General features: G+C 70.8%; 14 protein-coding genes. All 14 read right to left on the bottom strand.

Features of this window, described 5'->3' with window-relative positions:
• Positions 1–21 precede the first annotated feature (21 nt).
• Positions 22–804, bottom strand: a complete 783-nt coding sequence (locus AC1ROW_RS00425; protein WP_493016920.1) for a DivIVA domain-containing protein — start codon at positions 802–804, stop codon at positions 22–24.
• Positions 805–965: 161 nt separating this feature from the next.
• Positions 966–1,262 (bottom strand): YggT family protein, encoded by a 297-nt coding sequence (locus AC1ROW_RS00420; protein WP_179605620.1) that lies wholly within the window; start codon positions 1,260–1,262, stop codon positions 966–968.
• Between the two features lie 95 nt (positions 1,263–1,357).
• The gene (locus tag AC1ROW_RS00415; protein WP_454108640.1) at positions 1,358–1,879 is read right to left on the bottom strand and encodes a cell division protein SepF; all 522 of its coding nucleotides are present in this window, start codon (positions 1,877–1,879) and stop codon (positions 1,358–1,360) included.
• Between the two features lie 70 nt (positions 1,880–1,949).
• Positions 1,950–2,654: a YggS family pyridoxal phosphate-dependent enzyme gene (locus tag AC1ROW_RS00410; protein ID WP_493016919.1), complete on the bottom strand. Its 705-nt coding sequence runs from the start codon at positions 2,652–2,654 to the stop codon at positions 1,950–1,952.
• Complete coding sequence (ftsZ, locus tag AC1ROW_RS00405) at positions 2,620–3,798, bottom strand: cell division protein FtsZ (RefSeq protein ID WP_493016918.1); 1,179 nt, start codon at positions 3,796–3,798, stop codon at positions 2,620–2,622. The genes AC1ROW_RS00410 and ftsZ overlap by 35 nt, the downstream gene beginning before the upstream one ends.
• Positions 3,799–3,940: 142 nt before the next feature.
• Positions 3,941–4,963: an FtsQ-type POTRA domain-containing protein gene (locus AC1ROW_RS00400; protein WP_493016917.1), complete on the bottom strand. Its 1,023-nt coding sequence runs from the start codon at positions 4,961–4,963 to the stop codon at positions 3,941–3,943.
• A 6-nt stretch (positions 4,964–4,969) separates the two neighbouring features.
• The gene (gene murC, locus AC1ROW_RS00395; RefSeq protein ID WP_493016916.1) at positions 4,970–6,382 is read right to left on the bottom strand and encodes a UDP-N-acetylmuramate--L-alanine ligase; all 1,413 of its coding nucleotides are present in this window, start codon (positions 6,380–6,382) and stop codon (positions 4,970–4,972) included.
• A 57-nt stretch (positions 6,383–6,439) separates the two neighbouring features.
• Entirely contained in the window at positions 6,440–7,531 is a 1,092-nt protein-coding gene (locus tag AC1ROW_RS00390) for a UDP-N-acetylglucosamine--N-acetylmuramyl-(pentapeptide) pyrophosphoryl-undecaprenol N-acetylglucosamine transferase (RefSeq protein ID WP_493016915.1), read from the bottom strand.
• Positions 7,528–8,787 (bottom strand): putative lipid II flippase FtsW, encoded by a 1,260-nt coding sequence (ftsW, locus tag AC1ROW_RS00385; RefSeq protein ID WP_493016914.1) that lies wholly within the window; start codon positions 8,785–8,787, stop codon positions 7,528–7,530. Before ftsW ends, AC1ROW_RS00390 begins: the two co-directional genes overlap by 4 nt.
• The gene (gene murD, locus AC1ROW_RS00380) at positions 8,750–10,282 is read right to left on the bottom strand and encodes a UDP-N-acetylmuramoyl-L-alanine--D-glutamate ligase (RefSeq protein WP_493016913.1); all 1,533 of its coding nucleotides are present in this window, start codon (positions 10,280–10,282) and stop codon (positions 8,750–8,752) included. The genes ftsW and murD overlap by 38 nt, the downstream gene beginning before the upstream one ends.
• Positions 10,279–11,391 carry a phospho-N-acetylmuramoyl-pentapeptide-transferase gene (gene mraY / locus AC1ROW_RS00375; RefSeq protein WP_493016912.1) on the bottom strand — a complete coding sequence of 371 codons (1,113 nt, stop codon included), beginning with the start codon at positions 11,389–11,391 and terminating at the stop codon, positions 10,279–10,281. Before mraY ends, murD begins: the two co-directional genes overlap by 4 nt.
• Positions 11,388–12,839: a UDP-N-acetylmuramoyl-tripeptide--D-alanyl-D-alanine ligase gene (locus AC1ROW_RS00370; protein WP_493018327.1), complete on the bottom strand. Its 1,452-nt coding sequence runs from the start codon at positions 12,837–12,839 to the stop codon at positions 11,388–11,390. The genes mraY and AC1ROW_RS00370 overlap by 4 nt, the downstream gene beginning before the upstream one ends.
• On the bottom strand, positions 12,839–14,383 hold the full coding sequence (locus tag AC1ROW_RS00365) for a Mur ligase family protein (RefSeq protein ID WP_493016911.1): 1,545 nt from the start codon (positions 14,381–14,383) through the stop codon (positions 12,839–12,841). The genes AC1ROW_RS00370 and AC1ROW_RS00365 overlap by 1 nt, the downstream gene beginning before the upstream one ends.
• A gap of 66 nt (positions 14,384–14,449) precedes the next feature.
• Complete coding sequence (locus AC1ROW_RS00360) at positions 14,450–16,192, bottom strand: peptidoglycan D,D-transpeptidase FtsI family protein (RefSeq protein WP_493016910.1); 1,743 nt, start codon at positions 16,190–16,192, stop codon at positions 14,450–14,452.
• Positions 16,193–16,202 lie beyond the last annotated feature (10 nt).

The following is a 16,202-nucleotide window of genomic DNA, read 5'->3' as shown; positions in this document are numbered from 1 at the left end:
CCGACCTCGGTCTTCGGGGGACTAGCCTCCAAAGCCCGGGAAGACCGGAGGCTGGGCGCCCTGGTCCTGGCTGCCGCCGTCGGAGGAACCCGCGGGCACCGGGGTGGGGGCGTTGCCGCCGAAGGAGGCGGACTGGCTGTCGAGGTCGCGGAGCTGTCCCTCGATGTAGCCCTTCAGGCCCTGACGGTAGTCGCGCTCGAAGCCGCGGAGCTCGTCGATGCGGCGCTCGAGGCCGGCACGCTCCTGGTCGAGGGCGCTGATCTGGGCGCGCTGCTTGGACTCGGCCTCCGCGACGATGCGGGCGGCGGTGGCGTGCCCCTCCGCGATGAGCGCGTCGCGCTTCTCGACGCCCTCGCGCACGTGCTCCTCGTGGAGGCGGCGGGCGAGCTGAAGGAGGTTGTTGGTCGCGTTCGGGTCGTTCGCGTCGGTCGCCCCGGCGGCGAAGCCCGCTGCGGCGCCCGCGGCGGCCGGAGCGGCCGCAGCCTGCTGCTTGGCCTGCGCGGCCTCCTGCTGCGCGGCGGCCAGGCGCTTCTTGAGGTCCTCGTTCTCCTGCTGGAGGCGCTGCACCTCGCCGTTGTCCGCGGCGGCCGGAGCCTGTCCGGAGCCGCCGCTGCGCTGCAGCTCGGCGATGCGCGAGTCGGCGGCCACGAGGCGCTGCTTGAGCTCGTCGCTCTCCTGGGTCAGTCGTCGGAGCTCGACGACGACCTCGTCGAGGAAGTCGTCGACCTCGTCCTGGTCGTAGCCCTCACGGAACTTCGTCGGTTGGAACCGCTTGTTGACTACATCTTCCGGAGTCAGCGCCATGGCAAGCCACCTTAGATCTTGAAAAAGACGAACATTGAGTGCGTTCAGCCAACGCTAGCAAAGTGCACGGCCGGCGCGCACTCCGCCGCACCCGTGGTGCGTCGGCCTCGACCACATTACAACGGCAGCCCAGCCCGGCCCCAACCGACGCTCGCAGTGCGTCAGGTGAAACTCAGGGTCACGTAGAGGCCGATGATGACGACGAGCATGGTGAGGCTCCAGCCGAAGTCGATCGCGACCGGGCCCATCGACAGCGGCGGGATGATGCGGCGGAAGAACCGGATCGGCGGGTCGGTGACCACGTAGGTCGACTCGGCGAGGACGAGTCCGAAGCCCCGCGGGCGCCACTGCCGCGCGAACGTACGCACCAGGTCGAGCACGAAGCGGGCCCAGAGCACGAAGAAGTAGATCAGGAGGACGTAGTAGAGCACGTTCGCGATGATCGAGACGACAAGCACCTCACCAGTATGAACGACCCGGCATGCGCGAAAGCGCACCGCCCGGCCGGACGGTGCGCTTTAGCAGAAAGAAAAACGCCGGAGCAGGAAACGGATCAGGCCTGCGCGAAGAAGGAGGCGTCGACGTCGGCGTCCTGGCCGCCGTGCTCGCCGGAGACGACGACGTGCGACGGCGAGAGCAGGAACACCTTCGGGGTCACCCGCTCGATCTTGCCGTACAGGCCCTGCGAGAGGCCGCTGGCGAAGTCGATGAGGCGGCGGGCGTCGCCCTCGCTCATCTGCGACAGGTTGATGATCACCGGGATGCCCTCGCGGAAGGACTCGGCGATCGCCTGCGCGTCGCGGTACTGACGGGGGTGGACTGTGAGGATCTCGTTCATTTCCTGTACCGAAACATTCCGTGCGGTGGACGATTTGCGCAGCGGGGTCACCGGAGCGCGGCCGGCCACGGGAGCGACCGGTGCAGGGTGCGGGACGGGCTGGACCGGCGACGGGGCGGGAGCCTCGCGGCGCGGCTGGTGCTGCACCGGCTGGTGCTGCTCCTGGGGTTCGTCGAACTCCAGCTCCTCGTCGGCGAGGCCCAGGTAGACCATCGTCTTCTTCAGCGGGTTGGCCATGCGCTTCCTCCGTGTAGACCGGTGCGCCGACGCCTCGCACGCACTGAATGAACCTTCTTCCCTTTCGAGATTAACGAAGGCTCGGCCGATTCCCGGTAATGGCGGTGCCGATGCGAAGGTGTGTCGCACCGGCGGCGATCGCCTCGCGGTAGTCCTGGGACATGCCAGCGGAGATGGAGGTCGCCTCCGGGGCGAGCGTGCGGACGCGCTCGGACGCGAGCCGCACGCGCTCGAACGCGCGCGCCGGCGCCTCGTCCAGCGGGGCGACCGCCATGACGCCGAGCAGGTTCAGGCCCGGCGTGGCGAGCACGTGCTCGACCAGCGGCTCCAGGTCGCGGTCGGCGACGCCGCCGCGCGCGGGGTCGTCGGTGAGGTTGAGCTGGACGAAGACGTCCACAAGGGGCGCGTCATCGAGCCTCAGCGCGTCGACCAGCGAGATCCGGTCCAGCGAGTGGATGACGGACGCGTAGCGCCGCACTTGGCGCGCCTTCTTGCTCTGCAGCTGCCCGACGAAGTGCCAGCGCAGGTCGAGGTCGGCGAGCTCCGCCGCCTTCTCCTGGGCCTCCTGGTGCCGGTTCTCCCCCACGTCGCGCACGCCCAGGGCGGCGAGCTCGCGGACGAGCGACGCCGGGTGGAACTTGGTCACCACGATCGTCGTCAGCTCGTCCGGCGAACGGCCGGCGGCCCGAGCGGCGTCGGCGACGCCCTCCCGGACCGCGGCGAGCCGCTCGGCGAGCGGGCTACTTGAGGAAGTCGGGGATGTCGAGGTCGTCATTCTCGTCGTCGAACGCCGGGTCCTTCTGCGCGGTCTCGGTCACCGGGGCCTCGCCGGTCGCGTGCCACTCCGTGACGGGGGCTTCGACAGCGCCGGCCTCGACGGCCGCGGACGAGGCGACGGACGCCTCCTCGGAGCCCGCCTCCACGAACGTGGTGCGGCGGGCGTCCGCCGCCGAGGCCTGGACCGACTTCGGCTCGCCGCCGTCGAACCCTGCCGCGATGACCGTGACGCGGACCTCGTCGCCGAGGGTGTCGTCGATGACCGCACCGAAGATGATGTTCGCCTCAGGGTGGACGGCCTCCTGCACCAGGCGGGCGGCGTCGTTGATCTCGAAGATGCCGAGGTTCGATCCGCCCTGGATCGAGAGCAGCACGCCGTGGGCGCCGTCGATGGAGGCCTCCAGCAGCGGGGAGGCGACCGCCAGCTCCGCTGCCTTGATGGCCCGGTCCGCGCCGCGCGAGGAGCCGATGCCCATGAGCGCGGAGCCCGCGCCCTGCATGACCGACTTGACGTCGGCGAAGTCGAGGTTGATGAGTCCCGGGGTGGTGATCAGGTCGGTGATGCCCTGGACACCGGCGAGGAGCACCTGGTCGGCGGTGGAGAACGCCTCCAGCATGCTGATGCCGCGGTCGCTGATCTCCAGCAGCCGGTCGTTCGGGACGACGATGAGGGTGTCGACCTCTTCCTTGAGCCGCTGCACGCCGGACTCGGCCTGCTGCTGGCGGCGCTTGCCCTCGAAGGAGAACGGCTTGGTGACGACACCGATGGTCAGCGCGCCGATCGACTTCGCGATGCGCGCCACGACGGGAGCGCCGCCGGTACCGGTGCCGCCGCCCTCGCCCGCGGTCACGAAGACCATGTCGGCGCCCGCGAGGGCCTCCTCGATCTCTTCCGCGTGGTCCTCCGCGGCGCGGCGGCCGACCTCGGGGTCGGCTCCGGCGCCGAGGCCGCGGGTGATCTCACGGCCCACGTCGAGCTTGACGTCGGCGTCGCTCATGAGGAGCGCCTGGGCGTCCGTGTTGATGGCGATGAACTCGACGCCGCGCAGGCCGAGCTCGATCATCCGGTTGACGGCGTTCACGCCGCCACCGCCGATGCCGACGACCTTGATCACGGCGAGGTAGTTCTGGTTTGCTGTCACGTCCGGCCTCCACGGGAACCTTCAACCTCAACTCGAGGCTTAAAGTTATGCTGAGTATGCAATTCTCGATTCGACGGTAGAGGCGCGAAGGCCCCTGCTGCCGCAGTTCGCAGGCGTGTCGGCAAATGCGCCGTCAACCCGGTCATCCTGTCGTCACGCTGTGCGGCGACGAGACGTCGAAACGGCTCGCCTTGGGTGCACCCTTGAGCAGCGCGGCGAGGTCGGCGGACTTGAGCGCCGAGTCCTCTGCGCTCCCCCAGACCACGGTCGCGCCCCCGTCGCGGAGCGTGAAGGACACGTCGTCCTTCGTCTTCGCCGAAATGGTGTCGACGCGGCGCAGCACGTCGGCGGGCAGCGACGACAGCACGGCGGCCGCCGCCGCGAAACCGGAGTCGGCGTTCGCGTCGGCCGCGGCCCCCGTCGCGGCGATGATCGGGTAGCCGGCCGGCCGGGTCGAGCTGGACGAGATCGGCACCTTCGCCGCGTCCACGAGTTCGAAGGCCGACCCGTGCTGGATGGCGCCGATCGCCTGGCGCTCGACGATGCGCACCACGAGCGTGTCCGGCGGGTGGCTCTCCAGCGTGTAGCTGCGGATCAGCGGGAACGCGGCCAGGTCGCTGGAGATCGCCGCCTGGTCGAGCAGCGCGAGCGGCTTGCCGACCTGGTCGCCGAGCTTGGCCGCGATCGCGCCGGCGTCGAGCCGCGAGGCGCCGACCACCTGGATGTGCCGGAGCGCGAGCAGCGGAGAGAGGCCGACCAGGACCGTGCCGAGCACGAGCGCGACGACGACGCCTGCCGCGCCCAGCCACGCCATCCTGCGGCGGCGCGAGCGCTTGGTGAACCGGCGCACCTCGCCGCGCTCCACCCGGCGGCGCTCGGCGCGGGCGGCGCGCAGAGCCTTGGAGATCTCGCGGTTGCTCGGCACGCGCTCCGTGTGGAGGTGGTCACCCGTCGCGCGGGACGGGCGGAGCCCGCTTTCCGGGACTCGCTCCTGCGCGCGCAGGATCGGGACCGGTTCGGTGATCGTCGCGACCGGGGCCGCGGCGCGCGCGTGCTCCTGGCTAGCGTGCTCCTGGCGATTCGGGTCGACGCCCTCCGCCGCCGACGGCGCCGGAGCGCCGCCCTGCCGTGCCGCCGATCGGTCGAACCCCTGCGGACGCTTCACGGCGGACTACTCCCGCACGCGCCGGAGCGAGTCGAGGAGCTGCGGGACGATCCGGTACACGTCGCCGCAGCCGAGGGTGATGACGAAGTCGCCCTCGCGCGCGATCCGCGCGGTGTGGTCGGCGGCCTCCTGCCAGTCGGCGATGAACGCGACGTGCTCGGGATGCCGGAAGCGGTCGGCGACCAACGCGCCGGTCACACCGGGCTCCGGGTCCTCGCGCGCGCCGTAGACGTCGAGCACGACGGTCTCGTCGGCGTAGGTCTCCAGGGTGTCGGCGAACTCCTGGGCGAAGAGGCGGGTGCGGCTGTAGAGGTGCGGCTGGTGAACCGCGATGATGCGGCCATCGCCGACGACCGTGCGCGCGGCCGACAGCGCCGCGGCGACCTCGGTCGGGTGGTGGGCGTAGTCGTCGTACACGCTCACGCCGCCCACGTTGCCGTGCAGCTCGAAGCGCCGCTCGGTGCCGCCGAACTCGGCGATCGCGGCCAGCGCGGCGGCGGGCTGGAACCCGAGGCCGGTCAGCACGGCGAAGGCGCCGCCTGCGTTGATCGCGTTGTGCCGTCCGGGCACCCGCAGGCGTGCCGAGTACTCGGCGCCGGCGTAGCTCAGCGTGAAGGCGACCGGGCCGTCGGTGACGATCGAGTGGACGCGCACGTCGGCGTCCTCCGCCTCGCCGAACGTGACGACGCGCTTGTCGGGGGCGACCTCCAGGAGCCGGCGGTGCACGTGCTGCGCTCCCGCGTCGTCGGAGGACACGACCACGAACTCGTCGGCCTCCCGGGCGAAGGTCACGAAGGCGTCCTCGAACGCCTCCAGCGAGCCGTAGTGGTCGAGGTGGTCGGGGTCGACGTTGGTGATCAGGGCCACCGCCGTGTCGTAGAGCAGGAACGAGCCGTCCGACTCGTCGGCCTCCACCACGAACAGCTCGCCGCTGCCGGTCTGCGAGCTCTTGCCGAGGGAGGCGATGACGCCGCCGTTGACGAAGCTCGGGTCCTCGCCGAGGCCGAGCAGCCCGGTGATGATCATGCCCGTCGACGTGGTCTTGCCGTGCGCGCCGGCGACCGCGACGAGACGCTTCTTGTTGATCAGCCAGGCCAGCGCCTGCGAGCGGTGCAGCACCGGGATGCCATTGGCCAGGGCGAGCTGGTACTCCGGGTTGTCCTGCCAGAGCGCGCCGGTGACGACGAGCGTGTCGGCGTCGCCGACGTTCGCCGCGTCGTGGCCGATCGCGATGGTGGCGCCGAGGGCGCGCAGCGCGTCGACGTTGGCCGAGTGGCGCACGTCGGACCCGGTGACGGTGTGGCCGGACTCCAGGAACAGGCGCGCGATGCCGCTCATGCCCGAGCCGCCGATGCCGACGAAGTGGAGCGTGCCCAGTTCGTCGGGAATGGTGGCGTTGAGGTCGGGTTTGATCGTCACAGGTGCTGCTTTCGGTCCGCGAGTCGAGTTGACAGGGTACAGGCTACGCGGCGAACCTCAGGATTTCGCCAACCCACTCCGGCCCAGCGCGCTTCGGATCAGGGCGACCATCCGGTCGGAGCCGTCGCGCACGCCCGTGATCGCGGCCTTGCGCGCCATCTCATCCACCGCGGCACGGTCGGCCAGCAGCGGAAGCAGGTGACCGTCCACCCACGCGGGCAGGAACTCCGCGTCGTCCACCAGGATGCCGCCGCCGGCCTCCACCACGCCCGCGGCGTTGAAGCGCTGCTCGCCGTTGCCGATCGGGAACGGGACGTAGACGGCGGGGATGCCGAGGGCGGCGAACTCGCAGACGGTCGCGGCGCCGGCGCGGGCGACGGCGAAGTCAGTCAGCGCGAAGGCGAGGTCCATGCGGTCGCAGTAGTCCAGCAACCGGTAGTGCTCGATACCGGGGTCTGTCAGCTCGCCGCGGCCGCCCTGGATGTGCAGCACCTGCCAGCCGGCGGCCGTCAGCTCCGCCGCCCGCGCGGCGATGGTGCCGTTGAGCCGTCGCGCGCCGAGCGAGCCTCCGGTGACCAGCAGGGTCGGGCGGTCGGCGGAGAGGCCGAACTCGGCCAGGGCCGCCGGGCGCGCGGCCTCCCGGTCGAGCTCCTCGATCTCGCGGCGCAGCGGCATCCCGACGAACCGGGAGTGCGGCAGCGGCGTGCCCTCGAACGCGACGCCCACCCACGGGGTGGAGCGGGCGCCGAGCCGGTTGGCGAGCCCCGGACGGGCGTTCGCCTCGTGCAGCGCGTACGGCACGTGCGCCTTCCGGGCTGCCGAGTAGGCGGGCGCGGCCGCGTAGCCGCCGAAGCCCACCACGACGTCGATGCCGCGCTCGCGGATCAGGTCGACGACCGAGCGCACCGCGCGCCGGTACTCGCCGGGGAAGCGGAGCGCGGCGCCGTTCGGGCGGCGCGGGAAGGGCAGCTTGGGGATGGTCGCGAGCTCGTAGCCGCGGTCGGGGACGAGGCGCGCCTCCAGTCCCTCCTTCGTGCCGAGGACCACGACCTCCGCCGCCGGGTCGTCGCGACGCAGGCGGTCGGCGACAGCGAGCAGCGGATTGACGTGGCCGGCAGTCCCACCGCCGGCCAGGAGATAGCGGCTCACAGGGCGCTGCCTGTGACGCGGCGGGCGCCCTGGCCGTTTCGAGAGTTCCGGGCGTTCTGACGGGCGAAGGACATCACGATGCCGATAGCGATCATGGAACTGATCATCGCAGTCCCTCCCGCAGAGATCAGTGGGAGCGGCACGCCGAGCACCGGGATGACGCCGAGCACCACCGAGATGTTCACGAACGCCTGGAAGATCAGCCACACCATGATGGCCGCGGTGGTGACGCGCTGGAAGGTGTCGGTGGACGAGTGGATGATCCGCAGGAAGACGATCGCCAGCATCACGAACAGCAGCAGCACCACGATGGCGCCGATCAGGCCGAGCTCCTCGCCGATGATCGCGAAGATGAAGTCAGTGTCGGCCGCGGGCAGCCACGACCACTTCGAGTGGGAGTTGCCGAGGCCCACGCCGAACACGCCGCCGGAGGCGAGGGCGTAGAAGCCGTTGTCGATCTGCCAGTTGACGTCGGGGTTGGCGGCGCTCGTGCCGCCGAAGAGCGCGGCTATGCGGCCCATCCGGCTGGCGCTCGACATCGCCACGACGACGGCCACGATGGCGACCCCGACGAGGCCGGCGAACAGGTAGCGCAGCTTCACGCCGGCGAAGTAGAGGCCGCCGAGCACGAACGCCGACATGACGATGGTCGTGCCGAGGTCGCCGCCGAGCACGACGACGCCGATGGCTGCGCCGCCGATCGGGAGCACCGGCAGGGCGACATGCCGCCAGTCGTCGAGGAGGTCCTGCTTGCGGGACAGGACGACGCCGAGCCAGACGACGAGCGCGATCTTGATCGCCTCGGAGGGCTGGCCGACGAACCCGCCGATGCGGATCCAGTTGCGGTTGCCGCCGATCTCGACGCCGAGCGGCGTCACCAGCACCAGGAACTGCACGAAGCACGCCGCGCCGAGGATGAACCAGATCGAGCGCTTCCAGAACGTCATCGGGATGCGCGAGACGATGAACATCAGCGGGAGGCCGATGAGGGCGTACATGCCCTGCGACCAGAACCGTGAGAAGAAGTTGTCGGTGTCGTTGTGCGACTCGACCGCCGACGACGAGAGCACCATGACCAGCCCGAACACGACCATGAACAGCGTGATGCCGAGGAGCAGGAAGTAGTCCGAGGACTCGCTGTTCATCGCCCGGCCGAGCGAGATGCGGGCGGTGAGACCGGCGCGGGAGTCGGCCGGCTGCTCCGCGTACTCGTGCGGCTCAGGCCCTCGGCGGACGCGAGGCGGGCTCGTCGTCATCCGCCCCACCTCCAAAGAACTCGTTGACGGCCGCCTGGAAGAGGCGCCCGCGCTCTGCGTAGTCGGTGAACTGGTCCATCGACGCCGCCGCCGGAGCCAGCAGGACGGTGTCCCCCTCGCGGGCGAGACCGCCGGCCAGCCGCACCGCCGTCGGCATGACCCCTTCAGTCTCGTCGGCCACCACCTCCAGCACCGGCAGCCCGGGGGCGTGTCGCTCGAATGCGGCCAGCAGGGCGGCGCGGTCGACCCCGATCAGCACCGCGCCGCGCAGGCGGCCAGCGTGCGCGGCGACCAGCTGGTCGATGTCGACGCCCTTGAGCAGGCCGCCGACCACCCACACGACGGACGGGTAGGCGCGCAGCGAGGCGTCCGCCGCGTGCGGGTTCGTGGCCTTGGAGTCGTCCACCCAGCTCACGCCCGCCTCCACCCGCACCAGCTCGATGCGGTGCGCGTCGAGGCGGAAGGCGGTGAGCACGTCGCGGATGACCTGCGGCTCGACCCCGTAGGAGCGGGCGAGGGCGCTGGCGGCCAGGATGTTGGCGACGACGTGCGGGGCGGCGAGGCCGGCCTCAGCCAGCTCGTCGAGCGTGGTCAGCTCGATGGCGCTGTTGCGGCGGTCCTCCAGGAACGCGCGGTCGCAGAGGATGCCGTCCACGATGCCGAAGTCGCTCGGGCCGGGGATGTCGAGGCCGAAGCCGATGGCGCGGGCGCCCTCGACCACGTCGGCCTCCTCGACCATGCGCAGGGTGTTCCGGTCGGCACGGTTGTACACGCAGGCGACCTGGGTGTTGTCGTAGACCTTCGCCTTGGCCGCGATGTACGCCTCCAGCGAGCCGTGCCAGTCGAGGTGGTCGTCGGCGATGTTCAGGCACGCGGCGGAGTACGGCGACAGCTCGCCGCCGCGGTTCCGGTTGACCCAGTGCAGCTGGTAGCTCGACAACTCGACCACGAGGACGTCGAAGCCCTGCGGATCTCGGATGGCGTCCAGCACCGGAACGCCGATGTTGCCGCACGGTGCGACCCGGGAGCCGCCGGCCAGCAGCATGGTCGCGGTGAGCTGGACGGTCGTGGTCTTGCCGTTGGTGCCGGTGACGCAGATCCAGTCCGCCGGGTCGCCGACCTTGTCGCGCAGCCGCCAGGCCAGCTCGATGTCGCCCCACACCGGGATGCCGGCCTTCTCGGCCCAGAGCAGCAGCGGGTGGTCCCAGTGGAAGCCGGGCGAGACGACCACGAGCTCCGGGTCGAAGTCCAGCAGGCGCGCGGGCGGCGCGCTCAGGTCGGGCTCCTCCAGCAGTTCGGCGCCGATGACCTCCAGCAGCATGGCGCGCTCGGCGTCGGCGCGGGAGGCGACGACCAGCACCTGCGCGCCGAGCTCGGCGAGGGTGTCGGCGACCGAGAAGCCGGTGACGCCGAGGCCGAACACGGCGACCCGCAGCCCCGACCAGTCGTGGTGCCAGCTCGTCAGGGCCTCCAGCCGCTCCCGCGATCCGGTCACGTCGCCAGCCATTCGAGGTAGAACGACCCGACGCCGGCCGCGACGAGGAGGCCGCCGATGATCCAGAACCGGACCACGACCGTCACCTCCGCCCAGCCTTTCAGCTCGAAGTGGTGGTGGATCGGACTCATCAGGAAGATGCGCCTGCCCCTGGTGATCTTGAAGTACGCCCGTTGGACGATCACCGAGCCCGCCTCGATCACGAACAGGCCGCCGATCAGGATGAGCAGAAGCTCGGTGCGGCTGAGGATCGCGAGCGCCGCGACCGCGCCGCCGAGGGCGAGCGAGCCGGTGTCGCCGAGGAAGATCTGCGCGGGCGAGGTGTTCCACCAGAGGAACCCGACCACCGCGCCCACGATCGCCGTCGCGACGATGGCCAGATCGAACGGGTCGCGCACGTCGTAGCACTTGGCGATGTTCTCGGGGTTGAGGTTGGGGCTCGCGCAGGACTGGATGGACTGCCAGAACCCGATGATGATGTAGGCGCCGATGGCGAGGATGCTCGCGCCGGACGCCAGCCCGTCGAGGCCGTCCGTGACGTTCACGCCGTTCGAGGCCGCCGCGACGAGGAAGTTGATCCAGATCAGGTAGAGGCCGTAGCCGACGAGGACGCCGATCACGCCGAACTTGGTGATCGAGCCGAAGTCGATCGGGAGGTCACGGATGAAGGAGACGCTCATGGTGGCGGGCGTCGAGCCGCGCGCGTCGGGGAACCGGACGGCGAGGAAGGCCCACGCGGTCGCGACGATGACCTGGCCGGCGATCTTCGCCCAGCCGGTCAGGCCGAGGCTGCGCTCCCGCCGGGTCTTGAGGAAGTCGTCCACGAACCCGACGATCCCGAGCCCGACCATGAGGAACAGCACCAGGAGGGCCGACACGCTCGTCTCGTCGCCGGTCAGCAGCAGCGCTGTGAAGTAGCCGAACAGCGTCCCGAGGATGACGACGATGCCGCCCATGGTCGCGGTGCCGCGCTTGGCGTGGTGGCTCTGCGGACCGTCGTCGCGGATGAACTGGCCCCACTGCAGACGCCGGAACAACCGGATGAACAGCGGCGTCAGGAACAGCGTGAACGCCATCGACAGCGCGCCGGAGGTCAGAAGGGCTCTCACGAGAAGAATTCTCCCAGTCGGTCGCCGAGGAAGCGCAGCCCAGCGGAGTTGGAGGACTTGACCAGCACCGTGTCGCCGGAGCGCAGCGCCCCGCTGAGGTGCTCGAACGCGGCGTCCTGGCTCTCGAAGTACAGGGACTCCCCGTCCCACGAGCCCTCGTTGATGGCGGTGATGTGCATCCGGCGGGCGGACGGACCGACGATGACGAGCTGATCGATTCCCAGGCGGACGGCCAGCAGGCCGATGCGGTCGTGCTCCTCGCCGGAGAACTCGCCCAGTTCGCTCATCTCGCCGAGGACGGCGATGGTGCGCTCCCCCGGCTCGGCGATCTGCGCCAGCGTCTTGATCGCGGCGGCCATCGAGTCCGGGCTCGCGTTGTACGCGTCGTTGATGACGGTGACGCCGCGGGCGCCGCCCATGACCTCCATCCGCCAGCGCTCGGCGCGCTGCACCGTCTCCAGTCCGCGGACGATCGTGTCGATGTCCACGCCGAGAGTGTGCGCGGCCGCCGCGGCCGCCAGAGCGTTCATGACGTGGTGCTCGCCGAGCACGCGGAACTGCACGGGACGCGACTCCCCCGCGCCCTCGCCGCCGTCGGCCGGCGGCAGGTGCAGCACGAACGACGTGCCGCGCGCGGTCGAGCGCACGTCGGTGGCCCGCACCGCCGCGCGGTCGTCGAGGCCGAACCACAGCACACGGGCCACGGTCTTGTCGGCCATGGAGGCGACGCGCGGGTCGTCCAGGTTGAGGACCGCGACGTCCGACTCCAGGAGGTCGCTGACCATCTCGGTCTTGGCCGCCAGGGTCTTCTCGATGCCGCCGAACTCGCCGGCGTGCGCGAGGCCCACCTTGAGGACGATGCCGATGTCGGGACGGGCCATCCGGACCAGGCGGGCGATCTCGCCGATGCCGCTCGCGCCCATCTCGGCGACGAGGTACTGGGTCTCCTCGGTGACCTCCAGCATCGTCACCGGCGCGCCTACCTCGTTGTTGAAGGACGCGCGCGGGGCGATGGTCGGGCCGACCTGCTCCAGGATCTCGCGCAGCAGGTTCTTGGTGGTGGTCTTGCCGTTGGAGCCGGTGACGCCCACGATCTTCAGCGTGCCGAGCGCGCGCACGCGGGCGATCACCTCGGTGGCGAGGTCGCCCAGCGCCACGACGGTGTCGGGGACGAGGAGCTGCGGCACCGGGAGGTCGAGCGCGTGGTCGACCACCAGGAGGGCAGCGCCGGACTCGACGGCCTGCGGCGCGAACAGGTGGCCGTCGGTCACCTCGCCGGGCTTGGCGAAGAAGATCGTGCCGGGCACGACCTCCCGCGAGTCGGTGGTGGAGAGTCCGGAGACGACGGTCTCGGGAGTGGCGGCCGTCCCGTCGGGCAGGACAGCGCCGTCGAGCAGGAGCGTGCCGCGGGTGGCGTCGGCGATCTCGGCGAGGGTGAGCGCGATCATCAGAGCCACCCGGCCTCTCGCAGCGCGAGCCGCGCATCGTCGCGGGCCGAGTACGGGAGGCGCTGGCCGGCGACCTCCTGGTAGTCCTCGTGGCCGGGGCCGGCGTACAGCACCACGTCGCCCTCGCCGGCGAGCGAGAGCGCCGTGCGGAAGGCGGCGCGCGGGTCGGCGACCTCGTAGAGCTCGGCGTCCGGAACAGCGGCGCGGGCCCCGTCGAGCAGGGCGGCGCGGATCAGGGCCGGGTCCTCCGAGCGCGGGTGGAAGTCGGTGATGACCACCGCGTCGGCACCGCGCGCGGCGATCGCCCCCATGTCGGCGCGCTTGGTGGTGTCCCGGTCGCCGTCGGCGCCGAAGACCATCACGATCCGGCCGTCGGTGACCCGGCGCAGCGCGCCGAGCAGCGACACGAAGGCGTCGGGCGTGTGGCCGTAGTCGATGAAGACGACCGGGCCGCGGTCGCCGGAGAGCCGCTCGGTGCGGCCGGGCACGTAGGCGTCGATCCCGCCGTCGCGCTCCAGGGCGGCGCCGATGGCGTCGAGGTCGTAGCCGGACTCCACCAGCATCACGATCGCGAGCGCCGCGTTGGCGGCGTTGTACGCGCCGAGCAGCGGCACTCGCGTCTCCAGGCGGCGGCCGTCGGGTCCGCACAACTCGAAGACCGTCTCGCCGATGGTCTCCTCGATCACCGTCAGGGTCCAGTCGGCGTCGACGCCCGGCACGCTCGCGAGCGTGGAGACCGGGATGCGGGACTGCTCGACCAGGGCACGGCCCCACTCGGAGTCGACCGTCACGACGCCGCGGCGCGCGCGGTCGGGCTGGAACAGCTCCAGCTTGGCGGCGAAGTAGTCGTCCATCGCCGCGTAGTCGTCGAGGTGGTCGTGGCTGAGGTTCGTGAAGCCGACCACGTCGAACTCGATGCCGTCGACGCGGTGCCGGCTCAGGGCCTGCGCCGAGACCTCGACCGCGACGGCGCGGACGCCCTCCTCGCGCATCCGGGCGAGCAGCGCGTGCAGCTCGCTGGCCTCCGGGGTGGTCAGCTTGCTGGTGATCGCGTGCTCCCCGATGCGGCGTTCCGCGGTCGAGGACAGCCCCGCCACAACGCCGAGCTGGCCCAGGATCCCGTAGAGCAGGTAGACGACGCTCGTCTTGCCGTTGGTGCCGGTGACGCCGAACAGCGTGGCGGAGTTCTCGTCGGTGCGGTAGACCCACCTCGCCACCGCGCCGAGCGCGGCCCGCGGGTCGGAGGTGACGATGACGGGGACGCCGGCGTCGGCCGCCAGCTCGGCCCCGGCAGGGTCGGTCAGGACCGCGACCGCTCCGGCCTCGACCGCGGCGGCGGCGTAGCTCGCGCCGTGCGCGTTCTTGCCCGGCACGCCGACGTACAGGTCGCCCGGCGCGACCGCCGAGCTCGCGAGGGCTGCTCCGGTCACCTCGACGGCGTCGAGGTCTCCCCGCACATCCAGCCCGAACTCCGCGACCAGCTGTGCAAGCGGGCGGGCGACGGGATGCTCGGGGCGCAGGGAGGAGGGCGCCGGTCCTGTCACGGGGCTCACTTTCACTCGGGGGTTCTGTATCGCGAGACGGTCTCGGGAACGGCGTCTCGGTGGGGTTCAGTAGTAGGGCGGGTAGTCGGCCGGGCTCGTCGTCGACGGCTTCACCCGGTAGGTCTTCAGCACCTGGCTCATGATCGTGTGGAACAGCGGAGCGGCAGCAGCCGACGAAGTAATGGTAGTCGGGAACCCGAGGTTGACCGAAACGACGTACTGCGGATCGTCCACCGGGGCGATGCCCATGACCGATACGTAGTACGACGGCAGATAGCCGCCCTTGCCGTCTGGCTGCTGGGCCGTTCCGGTCTTCGCCGCGACGTTGTAGCCGGGGATCTTGAGCTGTTTCGACAGCTCGCCCTGAGTGGTGACGGACTCCAGCATCGCGAGCGTCGTGCCGGCCGCGCCGGCGGAGACGACCTTCTCGGCGGCGGGCTTCGGGACGTCGGTGACGGTGCCGTCCGCCTGCTTGCAGCCGGCCACCATCGAGAGCGGGATGCGGGTGCCGCCGTTGGCGAGCGCCTGGTAGGCGCTGACCATCTGCAGCTGGGTCGCCGAGACGCCCTGGCCGAACATGGTGGCGTACTTGGTCTGGTCGTCCCAGTTCTTGACGGGGTTCAGGATGCCGGAGGACTCACCGGGATACGGGAGCCCGGTGGAGTCGCCGATGCCGAACTTCTTCAGGTAGTCGTAGCGGGTCTGGTCGGTGAGCGCCCTGCCCAGCTGGGACATGCCGGTGTTCGACGAGTTCATCAGGACGCCAGTGAGGGTCAGCCGCTCCGGCGCGTGGTAGCCCGAGTCGTGCAGGTCGGCGCCGTTGCCGGACTTCCACTCGTACGGAGCCAGCACCTGACTGGTGGGCGTCGCCTTGCCCTGGTCGATGAGCATCGCGGCCGTGAGCGCCTTGAACGTCGAGCCCGGCTCGCGCGGGTCGGTGAGCGACTGGAGCCGCCAGAACCCCGGGTCCGTGGCGTCGATGTTGTTCGGGTCGAGCGCGGGCCACTGCGCGATCGCCTTGATCCTGCCGGTCTTCGCCTCGGCCACGGTGACGAAGCCGAACTTCGACCCGGTCGCCGTGACCTGCTGGGCCAGCGTCTGCTCGGCGAACCACTGCAGGTCGCTGTCGACGGTGAGCTCGAGCGTACCGCCGTCCTTCGCCTTCTGCTGCACGACCGTGCTTCCGGGGATGGCGACCCCGTCCGCGCCGCGCTGGTAGGTCTCCAGACCGTTCTTGCCGGCCAGGCAGCCGTTCTCGCTCTCCTCCAGGCCGCCGTTGCCGCCCTGCGAGACGTAGCCGATCAGGTTGCCGGCGACGGCGCCGTTCGGGTAGCTGCGCGCCTGGGTCTTGCTGAAGGTGAGCCACGGATAGGGCAGCTTGTCGAGCTTGTCGAAGGCCGCCACGTCCATGCCCGACTTGATCAGCACGTACTGGGACTTCGGATTCGCCTTCAGCGCGTCGTCGAAGAGCTTGACCACGGCGTCGCCGCCCTGGCCGGTGATGGCGCCGATCTTGGCGGCGGCCTCCACCATCTTGTCGCGGCCGCCGGCGATCGCGTCGGACGGCGAGGCCTGCGCGGTGTACGTGTAGATCGTCGTCGCCAGGATCTTGCCGCTCGCGTCGACGATGTTCCCGCGGTTGCCGTACAGGGTGGTCGAGTCCTCCTTGGCGTGCACCGACTGCTTCTGCAGGGCGTCGGCGCGGACCACCTGGATGTCGACCAGCTTGCCGCCGAGGATGGCGACGAAGGCCGCGACGGCGACGACGGTGAGGGCCGTCCGCCTCCGCAGCATCTTCCTGTTGATCACGCGCAGCGCC

This window comes from Leifsonia sp. GW821-FHT13C09 (genome assembly GCF_058806435.1).
The sequence above is the reverse complement of the archived record's forward strand: the minus strand, read 5'-3'. Positions and strand labels throughout refer to the sequence as shown.